General features: G+C 57.6%; 16 protein-coding genes. 7 read left to right on the top strand and 9 right to left on the bottom strand.

Annotated elements, in window-relative coordinates; translation table 11 throughout:
* The first annotated feature begins 121 nt into the window (after positions 1 to 121).
* Positions 122 to 2,011, top strand: coding sequence for a BspA family leucine-rich repeat surface protein (locus HBA49_RS04870; protein ID WP_112767218.1), 1,890 nt, complete (start codon positions 122 to 124; stop codon positions 2,009 to 2,011).
* Here HBA49_RS04870 and dapF read toward each other — a convergent pair.
* Positions 2,008 to 2,925 carry a diaminopimelate epimerase gene (gene dapF / locus HBA49_RS04865; RefSeq protein ID WP_005525518.1) on the bottom strand — a complete coding sequence of 306 codons (918 nt, stop codon included), beginning with the start codon at positions 2,923 to 2,925 and terminating at the stop codon, positions 2,008 to 2,010. The two genes, HBA49_RS04870 and dapF, sit on opposite strands and share 4 nt — an antisense overlap.
* Positions 2,926 to 3,037: 112 nt before the next feature.
* Positions 3,038 to 4,003 carry a tRNA (adenosine(37)-N6)-dimethylallyltransferase MiaA gene (miaA, locus tag HBA49_RS04860; RefSeq protein WP_040432032.1) on the bottom strand — a complete coding sequence of 322 codons (966 nt, stop codon included), beginning with the start codon at positions 4,001 to 4,003 and terminating at the stop codon, positions 3,038 to 3,040.
* Positions 4,004 to 4,250: 247 nt separating this feature from the next.
* Here miaA and HBA49_RS04855 point away from each other — a divergent pair, with 247 nt between their 5' ends.
* Entirely contained in the window at positions 4,251 to 5,597 is a 1,347-nt protein-coding gene (locus tag HBA49_RS04855) for a DUF349 domain-containing protein (protein ID WP_005526562.1), read from the top strand.
* A 33-nt stretch (positions 5,598 to 5,630) separates the two neighbouring features.
* Positions 5,631 to 6,743: a hypothetical protein gene (locus HBA49_RS04850; protein WP_050773697.1), complete on the top strand. Its 1,113-nt coding sequence runs from the start codon at positions 5,631 to 5,633 to the stop codon at positions 6,741 to 6,743.
* Here the strand turns inward: HBA49_RS04850 and HBA49_RS04845 are convergent.
* From HBA49_RS04845 to HBA49_RS04825, 5 genes are all read right to left on the bottom strand, one after another.
* Positions 6,740 to 7,384: an Rv2732c family membrane protein gene (locus tag HBA49_RS04845; RefSeq protein WP_005526365.1), complete on the bottom strand. Its 645-nt coding sequence runs from the start codon at positions 7,382 to 7,384 to the stop codon at positions 6,740 to 6,742. The two genes, HBA49_RS04850 and HBA49_RS04845, sit on opposite strands and share 4 nt — an antisense overlap.
* 46 nt (positions 7,385 to 7,430) lie before the next feature.
* On the bottom strand, positions 7,431 to 9,011 hold the full coding sequence (miaB, locus tag HBA49_RS04840) for a tRNA (N6-isopentenyl adenosine(37)-C2)-methylthiotransferase MiaB (protein ID WP_040432034.1): 1,581 nt from the start codon (positions 9,009 to 9,011) through the stop codon (positions 7,431 to 7,433).
* A 112-nt stretch (positions 9,012 to 9,123) separates the two neighbouring features.
* Positions 9,124 to 9,729 (bottom strand): recombination regulator RecX, encoded by a 606-nt coding sequence (gene recX, locus HBA49_RS04835; protein WP_050773698.1) that lies wholly within the window; start codon positions 9,727 to 9,729, stop codon positions 9,124 to 9,126.
* Positions 9,704 to 10,828, bottom strand: coding sequence for a recombinase RecA (gene recA, locus HBA49_RS04830; RefSeq protein WP_005520838.1), 1,125 nt, complete (start codon positions 10,826 to 10,828; stop codon positions 9,704 to 9,706). Before recA ends, recX begins: the two co-directional genes overlap by 26 nt.
* Before the next feature lie 336 nt (positions 10,829 to 11,164).
* A complete protein-coding gene (locus tag HBA49_RS04825; protein WP_005520836.1) occupies positions 11,165 to 11,371 on the bottom strand; it encodes a DUF3046 domain-containing protein in 207 nt (68 codons plus the stop codon).
* Positions 11,372 to 11,739: 368 nt separating this feature from the next.
* Here HBA49_RS04825 and HBA49_RS04820 point away from each other — a divergent pair, with 368 nt between their 5' ends.
* From HBA49_RS04820 to HBA49_RS04805, 4 genes are all read left to right on the top strand, one after another.
* Positions 11,740 to 12,381 (top strand): biotin transporter BioY, encoded by a 642-nt coding sequence (locus HBA49_RS04820; protein ID WP_005526262.1) that lies wholly within the window; start codon positions 11,740 to 11,742, stop codon positions 12,379 to 12,381.
* A gap of 117 nt (positions 12,382 to 12,498) precedes the next feature.
* A complete protein-coding gene (locus HBA49_RS04815) occupies positions 12,499 to 13,191 on the top strand; it encodes an energy-coupling factor ABC transporter ATP-binding protein (protein ID WP_005520834.1) in 693 nt (230 codons plus the stop codon).
* Positions 13,188 to 13,805, top strand: coding sequence for an energy-coupling factor transporter transmembrane component T family protein (locus tag HBA49_RS04810; RefSeq protein ID WP_005520833.1), 618 nt, complete (start codon positions 13,188 to 13,190; stop codon positions 13,803 to 13,805). The genes HBA49_RS04815 and HBA49_RS04810 overlap by 4 nt, the downstream gene beginning before the upstream one ends.
* A 38-nt stretch (positions 13,806 to 13,843) precedes the next feature.
* Positions 13,844 to 14,101: a DUF2249 domain-containing protein gene (locus HBA49_RS04805; RefSeq protein ID WP_005520832.1), complete on the top strand. Its 258-nt coding sequence runs from the start codon at positions 13,844 to 13,846 to the stop codon at positions 14,099 to 14,101.
* 1 nt (position 14,102) lies between these two features.
* On the opposite strand, the gene HBA49_RS04800 is transcribed toward HBA49_RS04805, so the two are convergent.
* A complete protein-coding gene (locus tag HBA49_RS04800; protein WP_005526080.1) occupies positions 14,103 to 15,311 on the bottom strand; it encodes a multidrug effflux MFS transporter in 1,209 nt (402 codons plus the stop codon).
* Between the two features lie 140 nt (positions 15,312 to 15,451).
* Positions 15,452 to 16,288: a PspA/IM30 family protein gene (locus HBA49_RS04795; protein WP_005520830.1), complete on the bottom strand. Its 837-nt coding sequence runs from the start codon at positions 16,286 to 16,288 to the stop codon at positions 15,452 to 15,454.
* Between the last annotated feature and the right edge of the window lie 93 nt (positions 16,289 to 16,381).

The raw sequence follows: 16,381 nt of genomic DNA, 5'->3' as shown, positions 1-16,381 counted from the left end.
TTTGTGGACTCATCATGGTTTACATTATGCACTAAATATCACCAGCAAAGGTGCAGCAAAAAACTCTAATTTGTGAGTTTTGACACAACTTTTTATATTCGGCTAGACAGGAGAAGACGACTTGAGCAAGCGCACCCGCGCATCGCATCGTTGGGCAGCGTGCCTCAGCACCGCTGTGCTAACTGGTTGCACCTTGTTTGCCACAGCCGCTCCCGCCGCAGCCCAAATCGAACTTGGGGTGGAGGTGTCTCCCGTAGCCGTGGTACCCGTGGTGATAGCCCCAGGAGTGCCGGTCCCTATCGTGGGCCCCAGCATTCCGCTGAATAATGAACCGGCCCCCGCCGCACCCCAGGTGCCGGCGCCAGCCGTGCCACAGATCCCAAATAATTCGGGCAGTGGTCAGGCCGCAACACCTAACGGTGATTCGCATCAACAAAACCCACCACAGTACCCGGAGGCCACCGTGCCCCGGGGGGCGCAGCATCCCACTTCCGAAACTCCACACTCGTCGACGGAACCATCAACGTCTTCTTCGGCCACGAGTTCCACATCGACGTCATCAACAAGCACCTCATCAAACGGTAGTGAATCCGCCACCGCTGCGACGGCTGCAGAGTCGGCAAAAGAAAAATCCCTGCGAGAGAATTTCATTAGCAGCAATCCTGATGCATTTGTGTTTACGGTTGACACTCGCCTGACTGGGGACTCGTCGAAAAGCTTTTCGATGTCGGCGCCAGGGGTAGGGGATGCCGAACCGCATTTCAAAGTCACGTGTGACATCGCTAACCCGAGCAATTCCTTCAAGGTAGATAAGCCAAACGATAGTGCAGCGTGTAATTACGACAATCCCGGCGAATACACCATAGGCATCCAGGGCGCAATCCCCCGGCTGCAGCTGGGGTTTTCTGGGGGTCGGCCGCAAACCACCGATGCGTTATTGCGGGTGGATTCCTGGGGCACGAATCAGTGGCGCAGCATGGAGGGTATGTTCCAACGGGCAACCAATGTGCAGTTCACGCCATACGCAGGCGCTCCGGACCTCAATAAGGTGCGTTCAACCGCTTACATGTTCGATGGGGCAACCCGCTTTGATAGCGATATTGCGGCATGGAATACCAATAGTGTGACCTCCATGGCGGGGATGTTCAATAAAGCCCAGGCATTTAATGGTGATATCTCCGGCTGGGATACCTCCAATGTGACTGAGATGCATTCCATGTTTGCGCACGCGAAAACGTTCAGCGCCGACATTAGCAGTTGGGACACCTCCAAGGTGCAGGACATGACAGCCATGTTCGATGGGGCCACGGATTTCGACATCAACTTGCGTACTTGGAATGTAGGGTCGTTGACTAAGGCCAATAACATTTTTGACCATTCCGGCCTATCCCCCATTAATTATTCCTCCACGCTCGACGGTTGGGTACGGAGCGAAAAGGCGCCTAGAAACCTCACCATCGGCGCGGAAGGCGTGTATTGGTGCCCGCATCCCAGTTTCGATGAGGCGAAAACGCTCATGAACGAGCGTGGTTGGGTGCGTAATGATGCCGGTGCCGCCTCGGAATACCAGGGGCCGGTTATTTCGGTGGTGAATAAGCAGGATCTTGATTCGGAGAAGAAGGGTCCGGTCACCATTGTCATCACCACGGACGAGCCGCTGCGTGGTATTTCTTCCGAATGGAAGGAAGTGGCGGGCAAGAAGAACACCTACTCCCGGGTATTCGACAAGGATGAAACGACCACGGTCAAGGCTTGGGATAATTTCGGTAACCCCTCGCTTGCCATGATTACGGTGTCGGGTTTCGACATTGCCCCAACATCATTGGCCGACGATAATACCGCAGAATCCCGTTCCCTGCGCTACGCCACGATTTCCGCGTTCTCGCTGCTGGTGCTGCTGCTTGGGGTGTTCGCAGCCTACGTGGTGCACGATCGGCGCCGCACCCGTAAAGACGCCGCTTATCGACGCCTGAAAGAGCTGCAATCCTCAGCCACCAACAACACCCCTTAGTTCAGCGCCGCACAATGCAGCTCCCCGGTGGCCACCAGAGCGGACGGGCCACGCAGGGTAGAGGTATCGCCATCAATGGTGACTTCCACCTGCCCGCCGGGAATCTGCACCATGACGGTGCCATTGACGAAGCCCGCATAGGCTAGGGCCGCCCGGGCCGCGGCCACGGTGCCGGTGCCGCAGGAACGGGTCTCCCCTACCCCACGCTCATAAACCCGCATGTGTGTGCGATAACCCTCTGGGCTGTGCGCAAGTTCGGTCAGTACCTCCACATTGACCCCCTCGGGGAAGAATTCGGCATCAAACTCGGGCCGATCCAGGGTGAGGTCGGCCAGGGCTTCCGCGGTAAGCCCTGGAACCACACAGGCTAAATGCGGATTACCCATGTCCACTCCCATACCGGCATACATGCGGCCGCCCATGGAGCAAGTGGACTCCCCTAATGATGTGGCCGGCCCCATGGCAACAGACACCACGGCGTTATCGTCATCGAATGAATGTACGGTGACCGGTTTCGCCCCGGCGCGGGTACCGATGGTGAATTGGTCAGTGGTGACCAGCCCCCGGGATCGAACATAGTGGGCGAAGACGCGGGTGCCATTGCCGCACATTTCCGCGACGCTACCGTCGGCATTGTAGTAGTCCATAAACCAGTCATCATCACTGATGGCTTCGAGGCTGGTGGGGTTATTGGTCAGGAGCCCGGCGCGGCGGAGGGCGCCGGTGGTGGCGACCCGAAGGATTCCGTCGGCGCCGATGCCGCGTTGCCTATCGCACAGGGTGGCAATGAGTTGTGGGGTGAGGGAGAGTTGGGCTTCGGGATCGGGCAGGATGATGAAGTCGTTTTGGGTGCCGTGGCCTTTCGTGAAGGCGATGGTGGTTGGGTGGGAGTTGAGTGTGTGCGGTGCGGTCATCGGCATGACTCTTTCTGATTTTTGAAATATTTAGCTTTTGTTAATTGAATTCTTTTATTACTAACGTATGGTACCCACGGATGATGTTCCTGTCATGCGGTTTCACCTGGTGTTACCCACAAGATACCCCCTCGGCTATAAGAATGTTGCGCATTTGTTCGTATGGTGGGTTTTCGGTGTCGGTGGCGTCAATCCAGTGGATGCGGGGGTCCCGGTTGAACCAGCTGCGTTGCCGGCGGACGTATCGTCGGGTACTAATAATGGTTCGTTCCAGCACATCGTCCCAGGCCAATTGTCCGGCGCGGGCGGCGAGGATTTGGGCGTAGCCGATGGCTCGGCCGGCGGTAGAGTCGGCTATGAGGCCGCGATTGGCGACAAGGTCGGCCACTTCGTCAATGAATCCCTGGGCAAACATTTGTTCGGTTCGCTGGGTGATGCGGGGGTTCAGCCAGTCGCTGGTGGTGCGCAACCCAATGATGATGGTGTCCCATCGGGGCGGGGCGGTTTTCGGGGGCTGGGATGCGGTGAAAGGCCGGCCGGTGAGTTCGATGACTTCGAGTGCCCGGACGGTGCGGCGAGGATCGTTGGCTTCGATAATGGCGGCGGCCTCGGGGTCGAGGGTTTTCAGGTGGTCGTGGAGGGCTGCGATGCCTATGTCGACAAGTTTTTTCTCCCAGTTCTTTCGCACCTGTGGGTCGGTGGGGGGAAATTGCCAGTCGTCGATGAGGGATTGCACGTAGAGCATGGAGCCGCCGACGAGGATGGGGAGTTTCCCGCGGGCCATGATGTCTGTGACGGTGGCGATGGCGAGGTTTTGGTAGTGGGCGACGGAGGCGGTTTCGGTGACGTCCCAGATGTCGAGCAGGTGGTGGGGAATGCCGGCGCGTTCGGGGATGGTGAGTTTGGCGGTGCCGATGTCCATGCCTTGGTAGAGCTGCATGGAGTCAACGTTGACGATTTCGCCGTTGCAGGCGTGGGCGAGGCTGATGCCGAGGGCGGATTTTCCGGAGGCGGTGGGCCCAACAATGGCAACCGGCCGGATGGGCGACGTATGCGTTGTGGTTGTTGGCGGGGTCATGGGATTCTCGTGCAGGTCATGTGCGGGTTTACTGCTGGTGTGGTGTGGTTCAAATGACATTGCTCGCGTCTTCAAGGTATGTTTGGTGAGGAGTGTTTTCTTGTGCTAGCTGGCATGGGCGTGGCTTCATGGCTTGTGCTCCTAGATCCCGGATGCTTCATTGAGGTTTGTTGGGAAGACTACTCTCTTGTCATTTTCGTTTCGGCAGCCGCGTCGCGCGGCACAATTACTGTAAGGAAATTTTGCCATGACTACTCCCCACCCCCCTAAGCCAGGCCCTCGTCCCGGTGTTGTTGCCGGCGGAGTTTCGCGTCCCACGGCCCCCACTCCTACGGCGCAGCCTGCGGCCCGCCCAGCTGTTACCATTCCGGCGGCGTCTGATCCGGCAGAGTGGGGTCGGGTTGACGAGTCGGGGAATGCGTATGTGAAGACGACCGATGGGGAGCGTCTGATTGGTTCCTGGCAGGCGGGTACGCCGGCGGAGGGGTTGGCACATTATGGGGCCCGGTTTGATGATCTGGTGGTTGAGGTTATCAATTTGGAGACCCGGTTGCAGAGTCATCCCACGGAGTCGGCGCATTTGCGAGGCAAGGCCGAGCAGTTGCGGGATTCGTTGGATGAGGCCGCGGTGATTGGGGATGTGGAGTCACTGCGGTCACGGCTGACGAAGTTCATGGATGAGGCGATTGTTGCCGGTGAGCGGGCCAAGGAGGAGAAGCAGGCTCGTCGGCAAGCGGCGATTGCCCGCAAGGAGGAGTTGGCCGCGGAGGCCGAGGATATTGCGGAGAATTCCACGGAGTGGAAGCAGGCCGGCGACCGGATTCGGGCCATTTTGGATGAGTGGCGGACGATTCGGGGGGTGGATCGGAAAACCGATGATGCGCTGTGGAAGCGGTATTCGCGGGCGCGGGATTCGTTTAATCGGCGTCGGGGGGCGCATTTTGCGGAGTTGGATCGGGGTCGGGCTTCGGCGCAGCGCGTCAAGGAGGGGTTGGTGGCGCAGGCTGAGGCTATCAAGGATTCCACCGATTGGAATGAGACCGCCCGGGCGTTTCGTGAGTTGATGGATCGGTGGCGTCAGGCTGGCCGGGCGCCGCGGGACATGGATGATAAGTTGTGGAATGCGTTCAAGGCGGCCCAGGACCATTTCTTTGATGCACGCAATGCGGAGCATGAGAAGCGGGATCAGGAGTTTGCCGCGAATGCGGCGGCAAAGGAGGCGTTGCTGGCCGAGTATGGTCCGGCGATTGAGTCGGCAAGCTCGGCTGATGTGGCACGGGCAAAGCTGCGCGAGCTGCAGGAGAAGTGGGAAGAGATCGGGTTTGTGCCGCGGGGCCGGGTGCGGGAGTTTGAAGACAAGATCTTCAAGCTGGAGTCGTTGGTGAGCCGAGCGGTGGAGGACCAGTGGCGGCGTACGGATCCAGAGGCGCAGGCCCGGGCGGCACAGTTTACGGCGAAGGTGAAAGAGTTCACGGCCGCGGCGGAGGCTGCAGAGGCGAAGGGTAAGACGAAGGATGCCCAGAAGTTCCGGGAGCAGGCCGCCCAGTGGCAGGAGTGGGCGGATGCTGCTATTCATGCGGTAGAGTCGCGGTAGGCTGCCGGTAGGTGAGACAGTTATGGTTAAGCCATGACTGTCTTTTTTCAATTTGCGCCCCCTGAAACCGACGTGACGCCTGCGGACTATAGTGATGCGTTGGTGAATTTTGTGTTTGCCACCAATGTTGCGCATCAGGATGTGAGTGGTGACGTGGCTGATTCGGCGTCGGCAGAGGTGGTGTGCGAGTCGCTGCGGCCCACCCCGGTGCGGGAGTCGGTGGTGTTGGTTGCGGTTTCGGGTGAGCCGGATCTTTCCGCTTTTCGACGCTCACCGCTGGGGTATCCGCTGATTGCCGCTGATGCGGGCTCGGCTCACCCGGGCCTGCCGGATGACGTTGAGGTGTTGGGGTATGTGGATGCGACTATGACGCCGGGCGCCCAAGGGGTGGACGCGGACTTGGTGTTGGGAGTTGATTTTCTCCCAGAGACCCCGGGCGGACCGGCCACCGGGTCGGAGCTGACGGCGTGGCGGGAACTCATTGCGGGGATTGAGGAGTTCACACAGGCCGTGGGGCGAACCCTTATTCGAATATGGCATGGGGTACCGCTGTCGGGTGGCGAGGGGGATTTCGAGTGGGAGCTATTAGACTGTGGCTATTATCTGGGGATGGTGGAGTTGTGTGGGGTGATTCCCACATCATCGGAGTCGCAGTGGGAAGGACCGGTGTTGCCGCCCGGATATGATTTTGTGGTGTATGAGGACCATCGGTCACCGGAGCAACACAGAGAGCCGCTACTACAGCTTTACACAGAGGCCGAAGCGGACATGCCAGTTGGTGGGTTGACTCGGGATGTAGTGCCGTGGACGAGGAAACGGTGGGATCACCAGCTGCGCGATGGCGAACAATCGCTGATGGTGGTGTTGGTGTATTTCGGTGTGGTTGCGGGCCTGTCCGAGGTGCGGCGGATGCGGGGGTCGGATTGCGCCGAGCAGCAGATAACGGTGGTGAACCGCCGGCATCGGGGACTGAACCTGTCTTCTGCGCTCAAGTATCGACTGCGCAAGGAAGTGCAGGAGCGGTGGCCTGAGGTGCGGTCGATCTACACGGCTGTGGCTGAGGATAATGAGCCCATGTTGGTGGCTAATTATTCGGTGGATTTCCGGGAAACCTCCCGCACACAGTGTTTCGAAAAGGTTTTCTAGTTTTTGGTTTTCTTGGTGTGGTGGCGTTCGGCGGCACGCTTGCGTCGGTCGTCGACAAGCAAGGGATTGGTTTCGGGCGTGTTCTGCTGTTGGCTCACAAGCGCGGCGCGCTGCGCATACCCAACCTCGTCCAGGTCTTCGCTTGCTGCCCGCTGCTGCGCGATTGCTTTCTGTTCGTCGCTGCGGCGCAGAATCATGACGGACAGCGCATAGGTGGTGATGATGACTGCTAGGACCTGCAGTAAGAACCCCAAGCCCAGGCCGGGGCCGCCGGTGGTTTCTTTGTCTTGCAGGCGCATCCACATACCGAACAGCGATGCGAGAAGCGCCATGCCAGTGAGCAGGTAGGTAATATTGGCGAAGATTGTGCGTTTGGTGATGAGCAGTAGTCCCCCACTGATCACGAGACCCAGGGTACCCAACCACACGAACACAGATTCGACAATGCCGATGTGTATGCCGTCGATGGTTTTGTGCCACATGAGCACCTGCCAGCCGCTGAGCGACCCGGCGTGCGGCAGCAGTAGGCCTATGGTGAAGAGCGCCCAGGCCACAATGAGATAGCCACGGCCGGATTTCAGCGAAATGGTGCCGGCGGCCTGTTTTTCTAGGGTTGCGAGATCAGGTTTGGGTTCCGACATGGGGCATATCCTTAAGAACGCGGTGAGTGGGATAATGCCTTTTATCCTAGCAACCGCAACCGGTGGAATCGCAGTTGCTTGTCGACGCGCTGACTGCCGGAGCGGGCGCACCAATCTTCGGCATGCCCAACCCCACCCCAATGGGCGCGGTGGTGGGAACCTTGCCGGCCTCACTCATGTCGCCGGCCACCGTGCGGCGATGCGTGAGCACCCCGGCATCGGCGATGAGGAAGTGCGGCTTCGCCTCTGTCACTGTTGTGGTGATGATGTCGCCGGGGCGAATGCTCTGGTCGATGCTGCCGACCGGATGAAAGTGCACCAACCTGCCGTCGCGGGCCCGGCCGGTCATGCGATGCGTCTTGGCGTTCTTCTTCCCACCATCGGCCTGGACGAGAAGTTCTACCTCTGTGTTCACAAGTTTCTGGTTTTCTTCCAGGCACACACGCTCCTGCAGGGCGATGAGCCGCTCGTAGCGTTCCTGCACCACTTCCTTGGGGACCTGCTGCTCGTATTCGGCGGCGGGCGTGCCGGGACGCGGCGAATATTGGAAGGTGAAGGCGCTAGTAAAGCGGGCCTTTTCCACCACGTCGAGGGTGGCCTGAAAGTCTTCCTCAGTCTCGCCGGGGAAGCCCACGATAATGTCCGTGGTGATGGCCGCGTGCGGGATTTTCTGCCGCACTTCGTCAAGGATGGCCAGGAATTTCTTGGTCCGGTATGACCTGCGCATTTCCTTGAGCACCTTGTCCGAACCGGATTGCAGTGGCATGTGCAATTGGGGGCACACGGTGGGGGTTTCCGCCATGGCGTCGATCACGTCGGAGGTGAATTCCGCCGGGTGAGGGGACGTGAACCGCACCCGCTCCAGGCCGGTAATCTCACCGCAGGCGCGCAACAGCCGGGAGAAAGCCGAACGGTCCCGCGGCAGGTCGGGGTCCGCAAAGTTCACACCATAAGCGTTCACGTTCTGCCCCAATAGAGTGACTTCTACCACACCTTGATCGACGAGGGCCTGCACCTCGGCGAGGATATCACCAGGACGGCGATCAATTTCTTTGCCCCGCAAGGATGGCACGATGCAGAAGGTGCAGGTGTTATTGCAGCCCACGGACACCGACACCCAGCCGGCGTAGGCGGATTCCCGTTTGGCGGGCAGCACCGACGGGAATTGCTCCAGGGCGTCGACGATCTCCACCTCGGCCTGGTGGTTATGGGATGCGCGCTTGAGCAGCGCCGGCAGTGATCCAATGTTGTGGGTGCCGAACACCACATCGACCCAGGGTGCCTTCTTCACCACGGCATCCTTGTCTTTTTGCGCCAGGCACCCGCCGACGGCGATCTGCATGCCGGGATGCCGTTCCTTGACGCTGCGGAGCGACCCTAGGGTGCCGTAGAGTCGCATGTCGGCGTTTTCCCGCACCGCGCATGTATTAAACACAATGAGATCCGGGGTGTTGCCCGCAACCACGGGCTGGTAACCGGCATCCTCCAGCAGCCCAGAGAGTCGTTCCGAGTCATGCACGTTCATTTGACAGCCAAAGGTACGCACCTCATAGGTGCGGCCTGCCACAGAATCCGGGGTGGTAGCTGTGGGGGTGGTGTAATCGGCAAGATTGGCTTCGTTTTTCATGATCGGTGCTGACACGGGTTGCAATTCTAATCGGGGCCGACCGGAAAGCCCAAAGTCAGACCCCACTTCGCCACGCTTTACCACGTCAAGGCGCTGGGCGCTAGCGGTTTCGTCAGGATAATTCGGCGATGCGCTGCTCTAACGCTTCCTTGGCGATGGCGAAGCTCATTCCCGACGCGAAACCCCGACGGGCCAACACGCCGACGATCCGCCGCAGGTATTTCTCCTGCTCCGCATAGTCGGCGGGTGGCTTCGTGATCTGCCGGGCTTTTTTGGCGGCAAGCTCCCTGGCACAGTGATACTCGGCGTCATCATCGACTTGTTCCAGGGCCGCGGCACGGTGCTCCGGGCTAATGCCTTTACGCTGGAGTTCCTGGTCGAGTACGCTGCGGGATTTGCCGCGGAGTTCGTGGCGTTGTCTCACCCACTCCATGGCAAAATCATGGTCGTTCACGAGCCGGGACTGTTCCAACTCGTCAAGCACGTCCGCAATAACCCGGGTGTCGAAGTCGAGCGCGACAAGGCGTTCCTGAAGTTCGTGGCGGGACCTGGCCCGCTGATCGAGCAGCAAGAGGGCGCGGTGCCGCACTTGCCGTTTGGCGTCCTCGGCCTGGTGGTCGAAGAGATCACTGCCGTGGCGCTCGTAGTGGGCTAGTGCGGCCCGAAGCTGCTCAAGCTTGCGCTCTTTCGCATTATTCGGCTTGCTGCTCATCAGCATTGTCGTCGAAGTCGACATCCGGCACGGAATCTACGGAATCGTTGGTGGTTTCCTCGTCCGGCAGGTTGGCGTATTTGCCGACCTTCAGTTTTTTGAGGATTTTCTCTTCGATTTCGTCGGCCAGTTCGGGAGTGTTCTTCAACAGCATGCGAACCTTCTCCTTGCCTTGGCCTAATTGGTCGCCCTCGTAGGTGAACCAGGAGCCGGACTTTTTAATGATGCCATTGTCGACGCCCATATCGATGAGGGTGGATTCCCGGGAAATGCCCTCACCGTACACGATGTCAAATTCGGCGATCTTGAACGGCGGCGATACCTTGTTTTTCACGACCTTGAGTTTGGTGCGGTTACCAATGGCATCCTGGCCATCCTTCAGGGTTTGGGTGCGCCGCACATCGCACCGCACCGTGGCATAGAATTTCAGGGCCTTACCACCGGTCGTGGTTTCGGGGGAACCAAACATGACGCCGATTTTCTCGCGCAATTGGTTGATGAAAATGGCGGTGGTGCCGGAGTTGTGCAGGGCACCGGTCATTTTCCGAAGCGCCTGGCTCATGAGGCGAGCCTGCAAGCCCACGTGGCTATCCCCCATGTCGCCTTCTATTTCGGCCTTCGGGGTGAGGGCGGCCACGGAGTCAACGACGATGAGGTCGATGGCGCCGGAGCGGATCAGCATGTCGGCGATCTCTAGGGCCTGCTCACCATGGTCGGGCTGGGAGACCAGCAGCGCATCGGTGTCGACCCCTAGCTTCCGGGCGTATTCCGGATCCAGGGCATGTTCGGCGTCAATAAAGGCAGCTATGCCCCCTTCACGTTGGGCGCTGGCAATGGCGTGGAGCGCCACGGTGGTTTTACCGGATGATTCCGGACCGTAGATTTCCACGATGCGGCCCCGGGGGAACCCGCCGATGCCTAACGCCACGTCGATAGCGGTGTTACCGGAGGAAATGGCGCTGATGGGCGGCCGGTTGTCGTCCCCCAGCCGCATGACCGCACCCTTACCGAAATCTTTTTCGATTTGTTCCAGGGCGGTATCGAGTGCTTTTTGCCGATCGTTGACGGCGGCTTTGGTTGTTTTGGTGCTCTTTTTAGTAGCCATGATTCCTTCTAGAATAGACCTAGGTGCATGCCTAGGGCGGGTCGATGGGGCCGGTCATGCGGGCCACTGCAACAAGTGAGTGAGACCTAAGCAGTAACCTACATGAAGGGCCATATGGTTGGACTGATCGAAGAACAGTTTCGGCTCTCGATTGTGACATTTCTCTCCCCCACATTCCGAAACCACCAGCATTTTACTGTGGTGCCGGTTTGTGATGGCGAGTATTACGCTAAAGCACGTACCGGACACGCATCATAATGCAGGCGCATGATTGTTCGAAGTGTTGATTATTTGCGGTTTTCTTGACCATGCACCGACATTCGATCACCGCTGCACCTATTCGTCTTTTCCTAATTGCCGTTCCGGTGGGATTCGAAAATCTTCGCACAACGCCCACCATATGTCGCGGGGATCGGTGCCAGCATCTATGAGTTCTTCGGCAGTTCCACCCAGCGCGACAATCATGTGCGAGTGAACAATCCACGCCCCACGCGTATCACCAAATTCGTCGGTTATGAGTTTGTGAAATTCCGTTAGCCGCATGCCGTCATTGTATCGACGTTAGAGGCATCATGATGGGCTCACATAATCAGAAACATCTAGGCCAAAATCGGCAGGCGGTAATTATTCACCCCCAGTTATGGCCCCAAATATCGATGCCCTCACCAAGGTGTCCCCGAAAAAGCACACCCCTATAGGTACCGTCATTCTGGGGTCACCATAGGAGTGTACCCGCATGAGTATCCCCATAACGGGACACCCATGTTGGTACCCTCAGCCGCTCACCGCCCTCAACCAAACAAGTAAATCTCGAAATAGTCGTACCACACTCCTGAAAATTACCCCTTTTTGTGGGTATTTTTAGGTCTTCATCATGGTTTGAACAGTGTTTAACTGTAGGGTGTGAAGCTATGACTGCATCACAGGATAACCAATCCGCAACCACTGCCGATAGCCCACATCGGCAGGAATCCGCACCTACCCCCGCAGGTAACCCACTCTTAGATGTGGCCTACATTGCGGTCTTCGCCGCCTTAATCATTGCGCTAGCATTCGTCGCCATCCCCGTCGGCGCCGCCGGCGTGCCTATTGTGCTGCAAAACGCCGCCGTCATTCTTGCCGGCCTCATATTGGGTCGCACCCGCGGTTTCCTCACTGCACTCCTATTCCTCGGCCTTGGCCTCATCGGCCTGCCCGTGCTCGCCGGCGGCAAAACCACGCTCGCGGCCCTGGGCGGCCCCACCATTGGCTATCTTGTCGGCTACCTTGTATCCGCCACGGTTGCTGGCAGTATCGCCTACCTCGCCCCTCGGGGAAACCGCAAGGCACTCACCATATATCTTGCCCTTGGCGCTATCGCCGCCCTGGCCTGCCAATACCTCTGCGGTTCGGTCGGCATGATGTTTCGGGCCGACATGTCCTTTGGCCAAGCGCTCGCCGTCAATGTTCCCTTCCTCATCCCCGATCTCATTAAGGCCACCTGCGCTGTTGCCATCGCCTCCGGTGTGCACCTGTCCCTCCCCGACATCCGCAGGAAAGCATTCTTAAAGTAATATCTCCGGAAATGACATCCCCAATCCCTGGGGCAACGTCGAAAAGCATAAGTAACCACCAGTTTTGCCCAAAGCGCCACACTTTGGGCTTTTTTATTCACCACGAGGAGCACACCGGTGTCCACCATCGAATTCACCAATGTCAGCGTGCACTATGACGACCGATTAGTGCTCAACGACATTAACCTCACCCTCACCGAAAACCGCATCGGCATCATTGGCGCCAACGGCGGCGGAAAATCCACCCTCATCCGCCTCATCAATGGGTTAGGAACGGCAACAACCGGAACGGTCACCGTCGACGGCCTCGACGTGGCAAAAAATGGCAAACAAGTTCGGCGAAAAGTCGGGTTTGTGTTCTCCGACGCGGAAAACCAGATCGTCATGCCCACCGTGGAGGACGATATCGCGTTCTCGCTACGGCGTTTAAAACTCAGCAAGACGGAACGCACCGACCGGACCCGCACCATGCTAGAAAGATTTGGGCTAGAGCATCACGCCCAGCACTCGCCGCATCTCCTCTCTGGTGGGCAAAAGCAACTGCTGGCGCTAGCGGCCGTGTTAGTCATCGAACCCGACGTGATTATTGCCGACGAACCGACCACGCTTCTCGACATGCGTAATCGATTAAAGATTCGAAAAGTATTCGATACACTGGAACAGCAACTCATTGTGGTCAGCCACGATCTGGATTTCCTCACCGGATTCGACCGAGTGTTATGCATTGATAATCATCGCATCGCCGCCGATGGTTCCCCCACGGACGTCATTGATTTTTACACCACGCTCATGAATCGGAGTGCCCTATGATCCGCAGTATTCCCCTGGGCACCTATGTTCCCGGCGCGAGCATGATTCACCGCACGCCCCCCATGGTGAAGTTTTGCACGCTTATCCTTGCGATTATTGGCACAAGCATATGGGTGAAATCGCTGTATCCTGCGCTGATTTTTCTCGCCATAGCAGTTATTCTCTACGGTATTGCCCGCATTCCGCCGCGCATCATGTGGGCACAGCTCTGGCCACCAATTCCGCTGCTGCTGTTTCTGGGGGCGTTCCAATGGTGGCAGTTGGGGTGGGAACGGGCCGCCGCCATTATGATCGTGCTGTTTGGTTCGGTCATGCTTGCCGTGTTGCTCACGCTCACCACCACCATTGAGGAAATGATGGATGCCCTGGAACGGGCACTACGCCCCACCGCTCGCCTGGGTGTGCCCGTGGATACGATCGTTTTAACGATTTCGCTCACCATTCGACTCATTCCGCTCATGTTGAACACTATTAATGAGGTGTTGGATGCACGTAAGGCTCGCGGCGCCACGTTTTCTATTACCGCATTTGGCACCCCGGTCATCATCAGGTCGATTCGCCGCGCGCATCATATTGCTGATGCGCTATGGGCTCGCGGCGCCGGTGATGGTTAAATGGTAATGACCCAACTTTTTATCGAAAGGATTCTCTTATGCCTCGTGATCTTCCGTTAGCCAATAATGCCAGTATTCCCGAGCTTGATGTGGTGCAGATTCCGCACGAAATCCGACATGGTGCGATTCATGGCGCATTGAGCACGCGCGATATCGGGCAGGCCATGATTATTATTGCGCCGCATAATCCATTGCCGTTGCTGCGGGAGATTGCGGCACGTGATGAGGAGTTCGCGGTCGAATATTTGAGTGAAGGCCCTGACGCTTGGCGGATTCAATTCACCCGTACCGCATAAATTAATGCTTGTCGACGCCCGGCCGAACCGGTTGGGCAGGATGAGCGGTGCTCCCCACCATGCAGAGGGCGGACAGCACCACAAAGAATGTGATGATGCTGGTCATGGCGTATGGTGTGTCCGAGACAAACAGCGCCAGCAGGAGCGACGAGATAATGCCGCTGCCGTATTGCAGCGACCCCAAGAGTGCAGCTGCTGCCCCAGTCATGGTGGGTGGCACTGCATTCAGGGCGGCAGCATTGGTGCAGGAAGCGATGATCCCATTCATGCTGAACATGACGAACATGGGAATGACTATTCCCCACAGACCACCAATGCCGGTGATAGAAAATATCGTTAGGATCACTACCGATATGACTGCTACCACGAGAGAGCGCCGAAGCAGGGTATCCATGGTGTAGCTCATGACTAGTCGACGGTTCAGCGCGCTAACCAGGGTGAGCCCAATGATATTGCAGCCAAAGAACAGACCATAATACTGTTCTGGCACACCAAAATACGTGATGTATACCTTGGGTGAGCCGGTGATAAAAGCGTAGGCGGCCACATAGAATGCGGTGACGCATAGCACATAGCGCATGAATGTTCTGGTTTTCAGTAAGGTCCAGTAGTTAGCGAAGGTTTCCCATAGCAACTGGTGGGTGCGCGATGCTGACGGTAGGGTTTCCGGCAAGAAAAATATCGTTCCGAAGAAGATTACGCCCACACCGGCCATGACCCAGAAAATGAGTTTCCACGTCCCTATCGTCAACAGTGCACCACCGAGCAGTGGGCCGGCGATGGGGGCCACGGCCATAATCATTGCTAGGGTGGATAATGTTCGGGCGGCTTCGGTGACCCCATAGCTGTCTCGGATCATTGCCCGTGACAGCATTGGTCCCACGCAGGCACCCAGTGCTTGGAATACCCGCCAGAAGACCACCATTGTCATACTGGTTGATGTGGCACAACCAATGCTGCCAATGATGAAGAGAATGATGCCGATAATCAGGGGGATTTTTCGGCCAATCCGATCGCTAATTGGGCCCCATAATAATTGGGCAAGCGAAAACCCGATGAGGAAACCGGTAATTGTGAGCTCTGAGTCACCGCCCAATGCGGCTTCCATGGTGGGAAGCGCTGGAAGATAAATGTCGGTCGATAGTGAGGTGATCGACATCAGGGCACCCAAAATAATTAGGAAAGAAATACGTGTTTTTGATGCGGCCATGATCGTCAATACCTCCGGAATACCCTAAACTCAATAAAAGACCAGTGTTCTTTTATTGCACTATAGTCTGCCCCACTGACACAAACAAAAATGCCCCGGGCATCCCTGGGGCATTTTTGTGATGACGAGTTTAAAGCAGTTTATAGATCACCACGCAGCTCCCGCATCCGCCGGGCAACCGCATCATCGGCAACCGAAGCCTGGGGCTTAGCCGCTTCAATGGACTGCTGCGGACTTGCGGATGTGCCAGGGCTCAATTCGCCCGCCATTTGGGCGCGAATCTGCTCTAGACGGGAATGCCCAGCCATCTGTACCCCAGCCTGCTCGATTTCTGCCATGCGGCCCTGCACCGTATTCTCCGCCAGCTCGGCCGAGCCCAAAGCGTTGGCATAACGCCGCTCGATCTTTTCCCGCACCTGATCCAAATTTGGCGTATCCCGAGCGGTGATGGAATTCATGGACTGGATAGACTCGGCCACCTTCTCCTGCATCTTGGCCTGCTCCAGCTGGCTAAGAAGCTTGGTGCGCTCTGCAACTTTCTGCTGCAACGCCATGGAGTTGCGTTCCACTGCTTTCTTCGCAGCCGAAGCCTGCTGCAAAGCCTGATCGTGCAGTTTCTTGGTGTCCTCCACCGACTGCTCCGCAGTTACCAATTGGGCGGCAAACGCCTCGGCGGCGTTTTCATACTCGGTAGCTTTCTGGATGTCCCCCGAAGCCCGAGCCTTATCCGCCAATTGGATGGCCTGCCGAGTATTGGCCTGCAGCTTCTCAATATCCGCTAACCTGCGGTTCAACTGCATCTCCAACTGCCGTTGGTTACCAATAACCGCCGCTGCCTGCTGGGACAATTCCTGATGCTGCCGTTGGGCCTCTTCGATGGCCTGCTGGATCTGCACTTTGGGATCCGCATGCTCGTCGATCTTGCTATCGAAGAGGGCCATAAAATATTTCCATGCCTTCACGAAGGGGTTTGCCATCGCTTAAAGCACCTTTCTACTCATGATATTCATTTGAACCGGTGCCCATCTTAGTGGAGAGACCGACATCTTAGTTAGTAAATATGTCGACTC

The sequence above is a fragment of the Corynebacterium matruchotii genome, from assembly GCF_011612265.2.
Classification (GTDB): domain Bacteria; phylum Actinomycetota; class Actinomycetes; order Mycobacteriales; family Mycobacteriaceae; genus Corynebacterium; species Corynebacterium matruchotii.
Note: the sequence above shows the minus strand (reverse complement) of the source record. Positions and strands in the feature narration are given on the sequence as shown.